The following is a 16,151-nucleotide window of genomic DNA, read 5'->3' as shown; positions in this document are numbered from 1 at the left end:
GGAGTTTTTACACGGCCACAGTAAAAGCTAACAGGAAGTGAAACCTTTTCATTTTTGCCACGCCATCAGACGAGATGGCAAAAATACAAAGAGTCTGGCAACGCGCGTCACCGATTTATAAAACAGCGTTTCTATTGAATCAAAAGATGGGGTCAAAATTGTGAGACAGCCAGCACGTTGTCTGCTGGCTGCTGTTGGCGCGGGGAGTTAATGATAGTTTACAATCACCTGATTACGCTGCACTTTTAATGCGGGAATCAGTCGCCCGCCGCCCGGCACCTCCCACACGAAGCGCAACGGTTCAGCGGCAGGCACATTCGCGAACCCGTGGGTGGTTCCGCTCTGTCCGTCCAGCTCCACGCAACGGGACTGTGAACACAAACGCACCCGAAGCCCCGCCGGCGTCGGGCCATTCAGTTCATAGCGCCAGGCGACCAGCGTCATTAAACCGGACACCGGCTGGCCTGACGACAATGGAGCAGACGACGCCGACACCCCACGATGGTTCAGGGTAATGCCGATACTGCTGGCCTGCCATGCCCCTTCTCCGGCGGCCTGTACCGCCAGCGGAAATAACAATAAACCGAGTAACTTACGCATTATTTCCCTCCAATTGTCGCCGTCATACGGATGTTGCGATTATCAGAAAGCTCCATGTTCGACAACACCACCAGCTGCGGCAAACTCCGGCGTAAAAAGCGCGACAGCAGCGGGCGTAGCGCGTGGTTCACCAGCAGAACCGGCGGCGCGCCCAGCATTTCCTGACGGGACAGCGCCTCCTGAGTTTGCGCCAGCAAGCGATCGGCCAGCCCCGGTTCAAGGCCGCCACCGCCCTGTAACGCCTGCAACAGCAGGCGCTCCAGCGGAGTATCCAGCCCAATCACCTGCACTTCGTCATTGCCCGGGAACCACTGCTGCGTAATCGCCCTGCCCAGCGCCACACGCACCACGGCGGTTAATTCATGCGGATCGCTTTGCAGCGGCGCATGTTCCGCCAGCGTTTCCAGAATCGTGCGCATATCACGGATCGGCACTTTTTCATCCAGCAGGTTCTGCAACACTTTATGCAGGGTCGTGAGCGTTACAACGCCAGGCACCAAATCTTCCGTCAGCTTTGGCATCTCTTGTGATACGCGATCCAGCAGTTGCTGCGCTTCCTGGCGACCAAACAACTCTGCGGCAAACTGACCAATCAAGTGGTTAAGATGCGTCGCCACGACGGTACTGGCTTCCACCACGGTGAAGCCCTGAATCTGCGCCTGCTCTTTCAGCGCGCTTTCGATCCAGATGGCGTCCAGGCCAAAAGCGGGATCGACAGTCTGTTCGCCCGGCAGCGTTCCCGCCGCCGTGCCAGGGTTAATCGCCAGCCAGCGCCCCGGATAGGCGTCGCCGCTGCCAATTTCTACCCCTTTCATCAGAATGCGATAGCGCGCTGGCTGTAAGTCCATATTGTCGCGAATGTGTACCACCGGCGGCAGGAAGCCCATATCCTGGGCAAACTTTTTACGAATACTGCGGATTCGCCCGAGCAGTTCGCCGTCCTGCTGGAAATCCACCATCGGGATCAGGCGGTAGCCCACCTCCATGCCCAGCGAATCTTCAAGCTGTACATCGTTCCAGGTGGCTTCAACCACCGAATTATTTTCCGGCATCTTGACGGCCTGCGGCTCTGCCGGTGGTTTTTGTTCACGCCCGCGCAGCCACCAGGCAAGACCCAATAGCGCCGCCGTAAACATCAGGAACACCAGGTTTGGCATCCCCGGCACCAGACCAAGCAGGCCGAGAACCGATGCGCTGAGCAGCATCACGCTCGGGTTGCTGAACAGCTGCCCCACCATCTGTTCGCCCACATCCTGGTCGGTGCTTACGCGGGTGACGATAACGCCCGCCGCCGTAGAGATCACCAGCGCCGGAATTTGCGCCACCAGGCCGTCGCCGATCGTCAGCAGGGTGTAACTTTCCGCCGCGTGCCCCATGTCCATCCCGTGTTGCAGAACCCCCACCAGCAGGCCGCCCACGATGTTAATGACCATGATTAAGATACCGGCGATGGCATCCCCGCGCACAAACTTACTCGCACCGTCCATTGACCCGTAGAAATCCGCTTCCTGCGTCACTTCAGCACGACGTTTTTTCGCTTCATCTTCGCCAATCAGACCAGCGTTCAGGTCGGCGTCGATCGCCATCTGTTTACCGGGCATCCCGTCCAGCACGAAACGCGCGCCCACTTCCGCGATACGCCCGGCGCCCTTGGTGATAACCATAAAGTTGATGATGACGAGAATGACGAACACCACGATACCGATCGCAAAGTTGCCGCCGACCAGGAAGTGACCAAACGCCTCGACCACTTTCCCTGCCGCCGCTGCGCCGGTATGCCCATCCATCAGGATGATACGGGTTGACGCCACGTTCAGCGCCAGGCGCAACAGCGTGGTGAAAAGCAATATTGTCGGGAATGCGGCAAATTCCAGCGTGCGCTGGGTGAACATCGCCACCAACAGCACCATGATCGACAGCGCGATATTAAAGGTGAACAGCAGGTCGAGGATGAAGGCGGGCAGCGGCAGCACCATCATCGACAAAATCAGCAGGATGAGGATCGGCCCGGCAAGAATTTGCCATTGCGTGGATTTCAGGTTGCTGGGCAGGCGCAGCATCGCGACCAGATTAGCCATCAGTATTCTTCTCGTTCATAAAATCCAGTGCTTCAGGCACAGGAAGATTTTCAGGTTGTGGAGGACGTTGTCCACCGGCAAGACGCCAGCGTTTGAGCTGCCATACCCATGCCAGCACTTCTGCCACTGCGGCATAGAGCTGGCCGGGGATTTGCTGACCAATTTCAGCATGCCGATACAAGGCGCGCGCCAGCGGGGGCGCTTCTAAGGTCGGCACCCGATGTTCCGCGCCAATTTCGCGAATGCGCAGCGCCACCAGTCCCGCGCCTTTGGCGACCACTTTTGGCGCACTCATTTTGTTTTCGTCGTACTGCAACGCAACCGAGTAGTGCGTCGGGTTAGTCACGATGACATCCGCTTTAGGCACATCTTCCATCATGCGACGCTGCGCAGCCGCACGCTGCATCTGGCGAATTTTCCCTTTGATGTGCGGATCGCCTTCACTCTCTTTAAATTCATCGCGAATATCTTTACGCGACATCCGCAGTTTCTTCAGGTGGCTGAAGATCTGGAAGACGACGTCAAACGCCACCATCGGAATCACGCCCAGTACAACCAGAAGCGCGCACAGCCCGACTAAATCAAGCGCGTTGCCCATCGCCGTAACCGGAGATTCCGCCATCAGGCGCATCATCTCCGGCCAGTGATGCCAGAGATAAAATCCCGCCACGCTTCCCACCAGCGTCGATTTCAGGATTGCTTTCAGCAGTTCCGCGCCGGTCTGGGCGGAGAACATGCGTTTAATCCCCGATAGCGGATTCAGTTTTGAAAATTTGGGTTGCAGTGATTTACCGCTGAAAATCAGGCCGCCGAGCATGACCGGCGAGATCAGCGCGACCAGCACAACGCCGGTGATGAGCGGCAGCAACGCAATCATCGCCTCTTTAATCAGCAAAATAATCTGCCCGAGGATCAAATTGGGGTCGTTCACCATGCTGTGATCGAAACGCAGCCCAGCCGACAACATCCCCGCCAGGCGACGCGCCAGCGATTCACCGCCGATCCAGATAATGCAAACGCCCACCAGCAAAATCAGCAGTGAGGTCAACTCCTTCGATCGGGGGACTTGCCCTTCCTCCCGCGCTTTTTCAAGTCGGTGGGGTGTGGGGGCTTCTGTTTTGTCGTCGTCGCTCTCTTCTGCCACTGCATACGCCTGCTGCCATTACGTTGCATCGATCATGCCAGAACACGCCGCAGTCAATAGGCGGAATAGCCCCCATAACGCCCTCTTTTTGTCTTGTTTGTCAGCAAGCGGATTTTCTCTGCCGGTCAGGCGTCTTATTTTCGGAATAAGGGAAGTGGGTTCACATTTCATTGACATAAAATACAATGAGCATTTATATAAACCTGTATTACGGAGGTTAATTTCGCCTTCTGACATCAAGATTAAAAAGCCTTTAAAATATATTACCTGGTTTTCATTTCTTCAATTTATCTTTTCACCAGAGAAAAAATACTTTATTACAATATTTATGCACAGAAAGCAGGCGATACTGACGGTATAATAGCCTTCATTGATTCACAGAATATATTTTAAATTCACACATATAGATATAATTTAATATTGACCCCGTTTTCTATTTGCAATAAATTCACCCCATCTGAAACTGAACAATTTCATATCATGGATATCACCATTAAGGAACTATAGCTATGAACGCAAGAGGACATATTATATCAGGCGCGCTACTGGCACTGGCATCAACGGGACCCTTCGCCGCCGAAATGAATGCCGGTACGATTCACTTTACAGGACAAATTATTGAACCCAGTTGTGAGATTCAGGGCGATGATGGAACGAACAGCACCGTGCCATTAGGTACTTACCCCACCTCGCTTTTTTCCACTCCAGGAACTGAATCAACGCTTGCCCCCTTTTCCATTGTATTAGTGGATTGCCCACTTAAAAGCGATGGTCTGCCCGCCGTTCAGTTAACGTTTAACGGGACAACCGCCCTGACAGGTTCTTCGACATTACTGGATGTCAGTAAAATCACTACCGCCGGAGATACGGCGGCAACAGGGGTCGGTATTGCCGTTAGCCCGGAAAATAAAGACACGCAACTCATTACAATGGATGGTGGAGAAGGACAGGTGTTTATCGAATTACCCACTCTGACGGGCGACTCTGTTCAGGCGAATTTCAATGCCCGTTATAAATCATTCGCGCAAACCGTCACTGCGGGCCCGGCCGATGCGGACATGACCGTAAATATACTTTATCGTTAATAACCTGACTTTACTCATTGATAAAATCCATAGCATCTTCTGGCATTAACAGATTTATTTCAGGAAGGCGAATCTGATAATAGTCCGAAAATGGACCCGGACTATTATCTCCCCCGCTTTTATATGTCCACTTAATATAAGTTAAGGTTATGCGTACTGTATCTCAGGTTTTATTATGCCTCCCTGTAATATTAACATCATTTAGCCATGCCGCTGGAATTCAGGTTGGCCGCACGCGCATTATTTATGACGCAGGGAAAAAAGAGGTCGCCCTTCCGCTGGTCAATAAAGAGAAGGAACTGCCGTGGCTGATCCAGTCATGGTCCGATACCGGCGACGGTAAAACGCGTGGGCCTTTTATTGTCACGCCGCCACTGTTCCGTCTTGACCCGCAGAAAGAACAAAGCCTGCGTATTGCCTGGAATGGAACTGCGCTTCCCACAGACCGGGAATCCCTGTTCTACATGAATGTGCGCACAATTCCCGGTACGGCCAAAGAAGACGATGATAAAAACGTGTTGCGTCTGATTTACAAAACGCGTCTGAAATTGTTCTGGCGTCCGAAGGGCTTGCAAGGTACGCCCACCGAGACCTGCAAGAACCTGCATTTTGTTCGTCGCGGCGAAATGTTAACGGTGGTCAATGAAGGCGCGTTTCACAGCATCTTTGACAGTCTGCTGCTCGGCAACACCAGACTTGAGAAAGCCGATATGGTCACTCCCAGGTCCAGCGTGCAAATCCCGGTGCCGAAAAGCGCCTCGGGAAACACCGTTAGCTGGCGTTGTATTACGGATTACGGCAACGCCTCTGACAAATATACCGTCACTCTGGCTCAGGATTAAACCACCTTATGGCTTTTGGCCCACCTCTTTTACGTCAGCGACTCACCCCGCTGGTGCGTTGCCTTGGCGGTATGTTGCTGGTCTCTTCCTGTGTCGCGAACGCGCGCGAGTATCGCTTTTCGCCTTCTGCGCTGGAGGGGAATATGCTGACGCAGCAGGATATCGATCTTTCCTTATTTTCTAAATCCAGTGCGCAATTGCCCGGCGTCTACGCTTCCCGGGTCATGATTAACGATGTGCGCCTGGATGATGCGGATATCACCTACCTCGGCACGCCTGGCGGCGAACTGACGCCGCAGCTCACGCCGGATATGCTAAGAAAATGGGGCGTGGCGGTCGATAAATATCCTGAATTAGCCGCACTCAATGCGGCGAAGCCACTGCCTGAACCGTTGAGCGCGTATATCCCACAGGCGCTGGCAACGCTCGATTTCTCCGTTATGGCGCTGCGCCTTAGCATCCCGCAGGCCGCCATTGCCGGCACGGGTAAAGGCTATATTGATCCGTCACGCTGGGATGACGGCGTCCCCGTCGCCTTTGTCGACTACGCCTTTTCCGGTTCACAAAACCAGGACGACACGCAAAACAACACCACTAACCAGTACCTGAATATGCGCAGCGGCACCAATATCGGCGGCTGGCGGCTGCGCAATTACGCCACCTGGAGCGACACTGACGGCAGCCATCACTGGGAAACCATCAACACCTATTTGCAGCACGATATTGACGCCCTGAAAGCGCAGTTTACCGGGGGAGAAAGCAACACCCGGGGCGACGTTTTTGACAGTCTGCAATACCGTGGCGTCAATATCGCCTCTGATGAAGAGATGCTGCCTTACAGCCAGCGCGGTTACGCGCCGGTGATTCGCGGCATCGCCAACTCCAACGCCGAAGTGTCGGTACGTCAGAACGGTTATCTCATCTATCAGCAAAACGTCGCGCCCGGCGCATTTGAAATTAACGACCTTTATTCCACGACCAACAGCGGCGATCTGGAAGTCACGGTAAAAGAGGCCGATGGCACAGAGCGCCACTTTACCCAGCCTTATTCCAGCGTCGCCGTGATGCAGCGTCCTGGGCATATGAAATATGAAGTTACTGCGGGTCGCTATCGCGCAGACAGCGGGAGCGAACAAAATGAACCGGACTTCGTGCAGGGCAGCCTCATTTATGGCCTGAACAATAGCGTCACGCTGTTCGGCGGCGTGACCGCCGCGCAGGATTATCAGGCGATGAACAGCGGAGCTGGCCTCTCCCTTGGCATCGTCGGGTCGCTTTCCGCCGATGTGACGCTGGCGAAAACCCGGCTTGATGATGACACTCAGCACACCGGCCAGTCTTATCGCCTGCTCTACTCCGGGAAAATTGATACCACGGAGACAAACTTTACGCTGGCCAGCTACCGCTACTCTACCCGTGGTTATTACAGTTTCGCCGACGCGAATCAAAAGTACGACGATCATGAAGATGATCTGCTGTTTCGCTTTAACAAACGCAACCGGATTCAGGCCAGCATAAGCCAGAACGTGTCCGGCGCCAGCCTTTACCTGAACGGTTATCAGCAGGATTACTGGGGCACCGCCTACAAAGAGCGCAGTATTTCGGCGGGCCTGAATACCACGATTAAAAATATCAGCGTCCACCTTGCTTATACCTACAGCAAAAGCAACGGCGAAGAGAGCGACCAGATGATCGCCTTCGGCTTCAGCGTGCCGTTAAGTCAGTGGCTACCGGGAGCCTGGAGCAGCTACAACATCAGCAATAACAAGCATGGCTACACCCAGCAAAATATCGGGTTAAACGGTACGCTGCTGGACGATGAACGCCTGAATTACGCCTTCCAGCAGAGCCATTCCAACCATGACGGCGCAGACACCAGCAGCGTATACGGTAGCTATCGCTCACAATATGCCAACCTCAATGCGGGTTACTACACCTCCTCTGACGATACGCAGCGCTTGAGTTACGGCGTCAGCGGCGCGATTGTCGCCCATCCACACGGTGTCACGCTGGCTCAGCCTTTAGGCAGTCAGTTTGCTATCGTCAACGCCAACGGCGCATCGGGCGTACGCTTCCAAAACCAGCGCGGCATTCAGACTGACTGGCAGGGCAACGCCATCATCCCGTCATTAAGCCCCTATCAGGAAAACCGGATTCGCGTCGACACCAGCAGCCTGCCGGAGGACGTTGATACCAGTGAAACCGCCGTGACGGTGATTCCTTCGCGCAATGCCGCCGTTTCCGCCGCTTTTGATGCGCATGTCGGTTATCGCACGCTCATAAAATTAACCCGCCCGAATGGCATGACGGTGCCTTTTGGCGCGATGGCGACGGTCGACGCCCTCGCCATCAGCGGCATCGTGGATGATACGGGCACGCTCTACCTGGCCGGGATCGCCGACGACGTTCAGTTAAGCGTCAAATGGGGAAATTCACAGGATCAACAATGCACAGCCCACATCACGCTGAATAGCGAACACCACGCGGTCAGCCCGACCGGCATCCATTACCTCAGCGCGACTTGTCAGCAGGAACCGCAAAATGTTAAGTAAAATGGGAAAATACGCACGTCTTTCATTGTCCGCAGCAGGTCTTTGCCTGATGGCGTCCGCAACAGCCCAGGCCGCGACCATTCTGCGTGACTGCTTTACCGCGCCACAGTATTACAGCGTCACGTTCAGCAACGAAATCAACGCAAACGACAACACGGCCAACAATATTGTTAAATTTGATGAGCATATTGTCGGGAACGGCGTTGAAATGGCGGCAAACTGCACATGCCCTGGCAATCTGTTTGAATCAACGGCAATAATGGAATTGACGCTGGCCGGAAGCCCGCTTAATGCCGGTATCGCCGGGTACGGTTATCTGACTGAAAACATAGATATTGATGTTGCAGGTTATAGCGATGCCGTTAATTCTCTGGACGGTACCGGCCTGATTCAGATCAGCATTAACCAGTATCCGACGCCGGTGTCGTCGATGGGGAAAGTGATCGAGTCAATGAAACCCACCGAAGGTTCCGCCAGCGTCTGTAGCGACAGCACCCATCCTGGCGCGCCCGCCCCCGCGAAGCGAACGTTCAGATGGAATGTTATCGCCGCCACGTTTTATATCAAAAAGCCCATTCTCGGTATCGAAGTCATTCCCCCAACGATACTCGTGCAAAACTACGCCTGTCTCTATTTTGACTCAGGAAGCTGCGACGCTGGCAGCGCACAGCACGTATCAAATATCTGGCTGAGTGGCTCACTCTCTGCCCCGCTGAGCTGTACGATTAATGCCGGAAGCACCATTGAGGTTGATCTGGGGAAAATTGTGAGTAAACAGTTTGTCACCAGGGGTCAGCCTCCCGAAGGCTACGCCCTGAAAAACGTTGATATCTCTTACCACTGCGACGGCAACGCCGTGGGAAATACCGACAGAATCAAGCTAACGCTCAGCGCCGACCAGGGGGTTGTAGACAGCAGCGATCCCCTGATAGCCAAAATGCTCGGCAGAGACGACCTGGGAGTGAGAATCTTTAGTGAGGACAACCAAAATGTTGCGCTGGACGGCACCTTTGAATTTCCGGTGACGATGGATGAGCAAGGTAACGGCGCGGTACACATCAAAGCCGCACCGGTGAGCACGACCAGCGCAACGCCAGCGCCCGGCGAATTTGAGGGCAATGTGACGGTAAAAATGGATCTGCGCTAAACGTTCCTCAGGTTGTCTGCACAACCTGAGGATACCTTACCGCATCAGAACCCGAGGCTATCCAGCAGGTCATCCACCTGATCCTGGCTGGCGACAACGCCGGCTTTGGTGGTGTCGACCTGTGGGCCATTGAGCAGGCTTTCATTCTCGCGTTTCGGACGTGAATTTTGCTCAGGGATGTTTTCCAGCAATACCATCAGCAGCTGACGCTCAATCTCCTGGATCACATCCATCATGCGCTTGATAACCTGACCGGTGAGATCCTGGAAATCCTGCGCCATCATGATGTCCAGCAGTTGCGCATTGGTGAAGCTGGTATGCCCCGGCACATCACCGAGGAATTTACGCGTATCCGTAACCAGTTCGCGGGCGTCGGCGAGTTCAATCGGGTTTTCGAACCACTCATCCCAGCGTTTGGTCAGCGCTTTGGCGCCCTTCTCCATTTCATCCTGGTGTGGCTGAGAGGCTTCAACGCTGTTCAGCGCACGTTCCGCCGCCTGCGCCGTCATCTGTACAACATAGTCCAGACGATCGCGCGCGTCAGGAATCGCTTCCGCCGCTTCTGCTATCGCCTGATCCAGCCCCAGTTCACGCAGGCTGTCACGCAGCATTCGGGTCAGACTGCCGATGCGCGCAATGATGTCCCCTGCTGAATGCTCATCAACAGGTTTAATTTGTGGTTGCATCATACTCAGACCCTCACATGCCCAGTTTCTCAAAGATTTTGTTGAGTTTCTCTTCCAGCGTCGCCGCAGTGAACGGTTTCACCACATAGCCGCTGGCGCCCGCCTGCGCAGCCGCGATAATGTTCTCTTTCTTCGCTTCTGCGGTCACCATCAGCACCGGCAATGACGCCATTGCGCCATCAGCGCGAATCGTTTTCAGCAGTTCCAGACCGTCCATGTTGGGCATGTTCCAGTCAGAAATTACGAAGTCAAAGCCGCTTGCCTGCAATTTGTTCAGTGCGTCAACGCCATCTTCGGCCTCTTCGACGTTATTGAAACCCAGCTCTTTTAGCAGGTTGCGCACGATGCGACGCATGGTGGAAAAGTCATCCACAACCAGAAATCTGAGCTCTTTGTCCGCCATAAAAAAATACTCCTCGTTAAATACGTATTGCCTGTCCGGCACTGATTTTCGCCAGCATCTGCTGGCTTACCTGGCTAAGATCGACCACTTCGCTCACGCCACCCATATTGATGGCCTCGCGCGGCATGCCGAACACCACACAACTTGCTTCGTTTTGCGCGATAGTCCAGGCGCCAGCCTGGTGCATCGCTAACATTCCGGCCGCGCCATCGTTGCCCATGCCGGTAAGGATGACCCCTACCGCATTGCGCCCCGCATGTTTCGCGACCGAATGAAACAGCACATCCACTGACGGGCGATGGCGGTTAACCGGCGGCCCGTCATGAATTTTGATTTGATAGTTCGCCCCGCTGCGCGTCAGCTCCATATGCTTGTCGCCGGGGGCGATGTAGGCATGGCCTGGCAGCACGCGTTCGCCGTCTTCCGCCTCTTTCACGCTAATCTGGCAGAGCTTATTTAACCGCTCGGCAAACGAACGGGTAAAACCGGGCGGCATATGCTGGGTGATGATCACCGCCGGACTGGAAAGCGGCAGCGGTTGCAGCACATGACGTATGGCTTCGGTTCCCCCCGTCGAGGCGCCAATCGCGATCAGTTTTTCAGAACTGAGCAGCGGCCCCGCTTTTAGCGTCACAGGCGCAGCCATCGGCTTATGCGCCGCCAGGCGAGCGCGTGACGCGGTGCGGACTTTCTCTGCGATCATCTCGCTGTACGCCAGCATCCCCTCGCGAATGCCCAACTGAGGCTTGGTGACAAAATCAATCGCCCCCAGTTCCAGCGCGCGCAGTGTCACCTCTGAACCTTTCCCGGTCAGAGAGGAGACCATAACCACCGGCATCGGACGCAGGCGCATCAGTTTCTCAAGAAAATCGAGACCGTCCATGCGCGGCATTTCCACATCCAGCGTCAGCACATCGGGGTTATATTTTTTGATTAAATCCCTGGCAACCAGCGGATCGGGCGCCGTCGCCACCATTTCCATATCGCTATGGCTGTTAATAATTTCGGTCATGATTTGGCGCATCAGCGCTGAATCGTCAACCGACAACACCCTGATTTTACTCATGCTTTGTCCTTACTTAGCGCATACACCGTCTGTCCGCGCAGGCTAAAGTCGCGCACGAGGTTGCTAAAGTTTTCTGAGTGACCCGCAAACAGCAGTCCGTCAGGCTTAAGGAGTGGAACAAAACGACGCAGAATGTCCTGCTGCGTTGTTTTATCAAAATAGATCATGACGTTACGGCAAAATATCGCGTCGAATGGCCCGGGAACGTTGTACTGTTTATCCAGCAGGTTGAGGGTGGAAAACTCAACGTAATTAGCCAGTTCCTGTCGCACGCGCACCAGCCCTTCATGCGGGCCTGTACCGCGCATGAAATAACGCTGCAACTGTTGTGGCGACAGCGTTTTCAACTCGTCCTGACGGTAAATCCCGCTTCTCGCCTTTTCCAGCACTTCGGTGTCGATATCGCTGGCGAAAACTTTCCAGCGCCCCGGCGCCATCCCTAAGGCATCCGCCAGCGTAATGGCGATGCTGTAGGGTTCCTCTCCGGTAGAGGCCGCCGCGCTCCACACACGGTATTCCCCGTTGCGGCGACGCGCGTGATCCGCCAGTACCGGGAAGTGATGCGCTTCACGGAAGAAGGCCGTCAGGTTAGTGGTCAATGAGTTAATAAAAGCCTGCCACTCAGCGCTGTTCTGGTTGGCTTCCAGCATGCTGAGATAACGGCCGAAATCATCCAGCCCCAGCGTTCTCAGGCGACGGACCAGGCGGTTGTAAACCATATCCCGCTTGTGGTCCGCCAGCACGATTCCCGCGCGCTGGTAGATTAATTGACATATCCGACGAAAATGCGCGTCAGACAGCGCGAGGCGCTGTGTCATCTGTAACAATAATGACGTTTGCCCGGTGGGCAGCGATGATGTCATAGCGCCTTCTCAATCACATTCAGGATACAACGGGTACCGCTTGCGGCGGCGCCGACTCTTGTTGTGTTACGACTTGCTCTTCAAGCTTAAATACCGCGACACGGGCAGAGAGATGGTCTGCCTGGTTCGCTAACTGATCGGTGGCGGCGGCGGCTTCTTCGACAAGCGCGGCGTTTTGTTGCGTCACCTGATCCATCTGGCTGACGGCTTGCGCCACCTGCTCAATTCCTCTGCGCTGTTCATCGGAGGCCGAGGCGATTTCGCCCATGATGTCGTTCACCTGGGTTACCGAGCTGACGATCTCCGTCATGGTATTCGCGGCGGTGTCCACCAGTTGCGATCCCTGATGCACACGGTTTACGGACTCCTCAATCAACCCTTTAATCTCTTTGGCCGCCTGCGCGCTGCGGCTCGCCAGGTTACGCACTTCGCCTGCGACAACGGCAAAACCGCGCCCCTGCTCACCGGCCCGCGCCGCTTCGACCGCCGCATTCAGCGCCAGAATATTGGTCTGAAACGCAATGCTGTCGATAACCCCGATGATGTCGCCAATTTTCTGCGAACTGGCGGCAATATCCTGCATTGTGCTGGCCATACGCGAAGCCTGGTCGCCGCCTTTTTTCGCGGTATCCGCCGCGCTTTTCGCCAGACCGGAGGCCTGACGGGCGTTATCGGCGTTCTGCCCGACCGTTGCCGTTAGCTGCTCCATACTGGCTGCGGTTTGCGCCAGCGACGCCGCCTGCTGTTCGGTACGCGACGACAGATCGTTATTGCCCATCGCGATTTCCGAAATGCCGGTATGCATCGCTAAACTGCCCTGCCGCACGTCGCTGACCGTTTCGCGCAGCGCCTGCTGCATGGCCTTCAGGCTGGCGAAAATAGCGGAAATCTCGTTGCGCCCATACACGGCGATCGGCCGCGCCAGGTTTCCGTCCGCAATGCTGTCAAAATGGCTGCCGATAATCGCCAACGGCTGAACAATCATTTTGCGTGACCAGAACAGCGCCCCGGTGGTTAACAACGCGGCGACGATCACCATCGTGATAAAAATGATCGCCGAGCGGTGATAATTGTCTTTTCCCTGTTCGCTGGCCGTCTCCAGAACATGGTTGATATTCTGCTGCCAGGTAGTGACGTTGGCGTCAAAGGCGTCCTGCGATGCCTGTACCGGCGCGGTCAGAAAATCCGACAGCTGGTTGCTTTCAAGCCAGGTGGCCTGATGCTCCAGATCGCTATACCACTGCGTATAACTTTTTTCCGTGGCGGCCTGTAACGCTTTCCCCTCTTCCGTACTCGCCTCTGTCGCCATAAAACCTTTAAACACAACGCCGGACTGCGCCAGGCTTTCCCGGGCGGTGGTCATCAGCTGTTTGATATCCTCGGGTGGATAGCTCAGCGCGGTTAACGTTCCGGCTTTATTCAGCGCGGTACTGGCCTGTAATAAAACGGCGCGTGTTTGCGCCAATGCTGCGCGTTGCTGATTACTCTGCTCGACCTGGTTCAGACTCTGAAAACCATCGCGAAATGCCCAAAATGACAAGCCATTACTGCCAATCTGCAAAACACCGCAGAGGATCAAGATTAAAAACAGCGTGGTCGAGATTCGAATACGATTAAACATCAACGCTCCCATTAGGCGGCAAAGGCCACGATTAAAAGACGATCAAAATGTTTCCCAGTGAGTATCTTGTTCAGTTGCAAGCTGGCGCGGTTGCGCTGTACTCGGCGCCGCTGCGGTTGTATTCAGGTCTGTTTTTACGGTTAATGGACGAGATGCCAGACGAAACGCGGATACCGCCATCGTTAAACGGCTGGCCTGCTCTTCAAGCGCGGCCGCTGCGGCCGCCGACTCCTGCACCAGCGAGGCGTTCTGCTGCGTGACGCGATCCATCTCAGAGACGGCCAGCGCCACCTGATCGATTCCGCGGCTTTGCTCATCGGAAGCCGACGCGATTTCACCCATGATGTCCGTCACGCGGGTCACGGCGTTGACAATGTCTCTCATCGTTTCACCGGCGCTTTCCACCAGCACGGAGCCGGTATCCACCCGCGAAACGGAATCTTCAATGAGCGCTTTGATCTCTTTCGCCGCCTGTGCGCTGCGGCTTGCCAGGTTACGCACTTCCCCTGCCACCACCGCAAACCCGCGCCCTTGCTCCCCGGCGCGCGCGGCTTCAACCGCAGCGTTCAGCGCCAGAATATTGGTCTGGAATGCAATGCCGTCGATAACGCTGATGATGTCGGCGATCTTCTTCGAGCTGTCGGCAATTTCATGCATGGTGTTGACCACGCCATCCACCACTTTCCCGCCGTGTTGCGCGGTGTCGGAGGCGCTTTGCGCCAGGTGCGACGCCTGACGGGCGTTGTCGGCGTTCTGTTTCACCGTCGCGGTGAGCTGTTCCATGCTGGCAGCCGTCTCTTCCAGCGCCGATGCCTGCTGCTCGGTACGGGAGGAGAGATCGGTGTTGCCCGTAGCGATTTCGCTAGTGCCGGAATAGATGGCGTCAGACCCTTCACGTACCTGAGTCACCGTCTCAATCAGCGAACGCTGCATATGATCAACGGTTCCCGCCAGTTCACCGATCTCATTGCGCCCGGAGACGGTCAGCGTATTGGTCAGGTTGCCGCTGGCGATGTCACGAATATGGGCAATCACTCGCGCCAGCGGATTCAGCAAGGTATGACGAATGCCGTACCACACCACAACCAGAATCAGCACCAGGACAACGGCCAGAATACCCAATTGCCACTGGGCAAAATGGTAGTCACGCGCGCTCTCATCAAACGCCTTGCTGTACAGTTTTTCGCTCACGCCAGCGTATTTGCCCAGCGCTTCGCCAAGTGCGTTCTGCATCCCCTGGGTTGGCTGCGCGAAGTAGGCATCCATGTTGCCGTTTTCGAGGAACTGAACCAGTTCCGCCAGCGCCGCATGGTATTGCTGGTATTTTTCATCCACATTGCCGCTGGCTTCCGCCATCTCCGGCAGCGGATTGATATTTTTGAAGTTGGCATAATGCGTTGCCGCCTGCTCCAGCGTGCTTTTGGCGTTTTTTAGCAGGTCGTTTTTCGCGCTGCTCTGCTGATTAGAGGCATCCATCATCATGCGGGCCGAAGAACGGCTCAGGTTAATACGCGTTTGCAGCATGAGATCCCATGTCGAGGTCAGTTCGCTCTGCTGCTGGCGTAAATCATTTGAAATAACAAAACTCTGCTGGTTCTGCTGTAATGACGAAAACAACAGACCACCGGAAACAAGCTGTAGCAGTGCGAAAACCCCCAGCACCATCATCAGCATTGTGACAACGCGGATACGGTTAAACATAAGGCACCTTCCTGAAAACGAGTTATCAACGTTATCGGCACCAGAGAAGAGAACTTTACATTTGCGAAAAGGAAATAGAAGCAGGAAGCGCCGATCGGCGGATCGCGGCTGGCGGTTTTGGGGCGGCAACCAGACATTGACAGAAAAACATCATTATTATCATTATATTAACATTCATCACCTTCCTGGACAGTTTGCATTTTGCCGACAAAAACGATGCTTATGTGACTCCGATCACATAAGCACAGCCGTCAGAACACAACAAAATGAATAAATAATAAAAAATAGTTGTATCCCCCTGCGCTTTAATTCAATTTATATGATGAATATTTCAGTGCGACTCAATAAATAAAACAAAAGCGT

General features: G+C 54.7%; 13 protein-coding genes. 4 read left to right on the top strand and 9 right to left on the bottom strand.

What is annotated here, in order from left to right; genetic code table 11:
• Nucleotides 1–207 precede the first annotated feature (207 nt).
• From flhE to flhB, 3 genes are read right to left on the bottom strand one after another with little or no spacing between them, the layout of a single operon-like run.
• Nucleotides 208–600, bottom strand: a complete 393-nt coding sequence (gene flhE, locus OGW17_RS07060) for a flagellar protein FlhE (protein WP_071258730.1) — start codon at nt 598–600, stop codon at nt 208–210.
• The gene (flhA, locus tag OGW17_RS07055) at nt 600–2,678 is read right to left on the bottom strand and encodes a flagellar biosynthesis protein FlhA (RefSeq protein WP_071258732.1); all 2,079 of its coding nucleotides are present in this window, start codon (nt 2,676–2,678) and stop codon (nt 600–602) included. The genes flhE and flhA overlap by 1 nt, the downstream gene beginning before the upstream one ends.
• Complete coding sequence (gene flhB / locus OGW17_RS07050; RefSeq protein WP_012131975.1) at nt 2,671–3,822, bottom strand: flagellar biosynthesis protein FlhB; 1,152 nt, start codon at nt 3,820–3,822, stop codon at nt 2,671–2,673. Before flhB ends, flhA begins: the two co-directional genes overlap by 8 nt.
• A 509-nt stretch (nt 3,823–4,331) precedes the next feature.
• Between flhB and OGW17_RS07045 the strand changes: the two genes are divergently transcribed.
• The 4 genes from OGW17_RS07045 to OGW17_RS07030 all read left to right on the top strand — a co-directional run bounded on the left by OGW17_RS07045 (nt 4,332) and on the right by OGW17_RS07030 (nt 9,448).
• Nucleotides 4,332–4,907, top strand: a complete 576-nt coding sequence (locus tag OGW17_RS07045; RefSeq protein ID WP_071258735.1) for a fimbrial protein — start codon at nt 4,332–4,334, stop codon at nt 4,905–4,907.
• Nucleotides 4,908–5,056: 149 nt separating this feature from the next.
• Nucleotides 5,057–5,749: a fimbrial biogenesis chaperone gene (locus OGW17_RS07040; protein WP_047463149.1), complete on the top strand. Its 693-nt coding sequence runs from the start codon at nt 5,057–5,059 to the stop codon at nt 5,747–5,749.
• Nucleotides 5,750–5,757: 8 nt separating this feature from the next.
• The gene (locus OGW17_RS07035; RefSeq protein WP_071258737.1) at nt 5,758–8,301 is read left to right on the top strand and encodes a fimbria/pilus outer membrane usher protein; all 2,544 of its coding nucleotides are present in this window, start codon (nt 5,758–5,760) and stop codon (nt 8,299–8,301) included.
• On the top strand, nt 8,291–9,448 hold the full coding sequence (locus tag OGW17_RS07030; protein ID WP_071258739.1) for a fimbrial protein: 1,158 nt from the start codon (nt 8,291–8,293) through the stop codon (nt 9,446–9,448). The genes OGW17_RS07035 and OGW17_RS07030 overlap by 11 nt, the downstream gene beginning before the upstream one ends.
• A gap of 44 nt (nt 9,449–9,492) precedes the next feature.
• On the opposite strand, the gene cheZ is transcribed toward OGW17_RS07030, so the two are convergent.
• The 6 genes from cheZ to tar are packed head-to-tail and all read right to left on the bottom strand — an operon-like array spanning nt 9,493 to nt 15,788.
• On the bottom strand, nt 9,493–10,137 hold the full coding sequence (gene cheZ / locus OGW17_RS07025) for a protein phosphatase CheZ (RefSeq protein ID WP_012131968.1): 645 nt from the start codon (nt 10,135–10,137) through the stop codon (nt 9,493–9,495).
• A 10-nt stretch (nt 10,138–10,147) separates the two neighbouring features.
• The gene (gene cheY / locus OGW17_RS07020; protein ID WP_012131967.1) at nt 10,148–10,537 is read right to left on the bottom strand and encodes a chemotaxis response regulator CheY; all 390 of its coding nucleotides are present in this window, start codon (nt 10,535–10,537) and stop codon (nt 10,148–10,150) included.
• A gap of 16 nt (nt 10,538–10,553) precedes the next feature.
• Entirely contained in the window at nt 10,554–11,603 is a 1,050-nt protein-coding gene (gene cheB / locus OGW17_RS07015; protein WP_012131966.1) for a protein-glutamate methylesterase/protein glutamine deamidase, read from the bottom strand.
• Nucleotides 11,600–12,466 (bottom strand): protein-glutamate O-methyltransferase CheR, encoded by an 867-nt coding sequence (gene cheR, locus OGW17_RS07010; RefSeq protein WP_047463139.1) that lies wholly within the window; start codon nt 12,464–12,466, stop codon nt 11,600–11,602. The genes cheB and cheR overlap by 4 nt, the downstream gene beginning before the upstream one ends.
• A 19-nt stretch (nt 12,467–12,485) precedes the next feature.
• Nucleotides 12,486–14,087, bottom strand: a complete 1,602-nt coding sequence (tap, locus tag OGW17_RS07005) for a methyl-accepting chemotaxis protein IV (RefSeq protein WP_060815994.1) — start codon at nt 14,085–14,087, stop codon at nt 12,486–12,488.
• A 42-nt stretch (nt 14,088–14,129) separates the two neighbouring features.
• Nucleotides 14,130–15,788, bottom strand: coding sequence for a methyl-accepting chemotaxis protein II (tar, locus tag OGW17_RS07000; RefSeq protein WP_071258741.1), 1,659 nt, complete (start codon nt 15,786–15,788; stop codon nt 14,130–14,132).
• Nucleotides 15,789–16,151: the final 363 nt, after the last annotated feature.

Origin of the sequence: Citrobacter sp. CK181 (assembly GCF_030333595.1) — a bacterium.
GTDB lineage: Bacteria > Pseudomonadota > Gammaproteobacteria > Enterobacterales > Enterobacteriaceae > Citrobacter_B > Citrobacter_B koseri.
The sequence above is the reverse complement of the archived record's forward strand: the minus strand, read 5'-3'. Positions and strand labels throughout refer to the sequence as shown.

Bases quoted from the DNA above. Each gene is read 5' to 3' on its own strand.
- flhE (WP_071258730.1), bottom strand. From the start codon at position 600: ATGCGTAAGTTACTCGGTTTATTGTTATTTCCGCTGGCGGTACAGGCC.
- flhA (WP_071258732.1), bottom strand. From the start codon at position 2,678: ATGGCTAATCTGGTCGCGATGCTGCGCCTGCCCAGCAACCTGAAATCC.
- OGW17_RS07045 (WP_071258735.1), top strand. From the start codon at position 4,332: ATGAACGCAAGAGGACATATTATATCAGGCGCGCTACTGGCACTGGCA.
- OGW17_RS07040 (WP_047463149.1), top strand. From the start codon at position 5,057: ATGCGTACTGTATCTCAGGTTTTATTATGCCTCCCTGTAATATTAACA.
- OGW17_RS07035 (WP_071258737.1), top strand. From the start codon at position 5,758: ATGGCTTTTGGCCCACCTCTTTTACGTCAGCGACTCACCCCGCTGGTG.
- OGW17_RS07030 (WP_071258739.1), top strand. From the start codon at position 8,291: ATGTTAAGTAAAATGGGAAAATACGCACGTCTTTCATTGTCCGCAGCA.
- cheZ (WP_012131968.1), bottom strand. From the start codon at position 10,137: ATGATGCAACCACAAATTAAACCTGTTGATGAGCATTCAGCAGGGGAC.
- cheY (WP_012131967.1), bottom strand. From the start codon at position 10,537: ATGGCGGACAAAGAGCTCAGATTTCTGGTTGTGGATGACTTTTCCACC.
- cheB (WP_012131966.1), bottom strand. From the start codon at position 11,603: ATGAGTAAAATCAGGGTGTTGTCGGTTGACGATTCAGCGCTGATGCGC.
- cheR (WP_047463139.1), bottom strand. From the start codon at position 12,466: ATGACATCATCGCTGCCCACCGGGCAAACGTCATTATTGTTACAGATG.
- tap (WP_060815994.1), bottom strand. From the start codon at position 14,087: ATGTTTAATCGTATTCGAATCTCGACCACGCTGTTTTTAATCTTGATC.
- tar (WP_071258741.1), bottom strand. From the start codon at position 15,788: ATGTTTAACCGTATCCGCGTTGTCACAATGCTGATGATGGTGCTGGGG.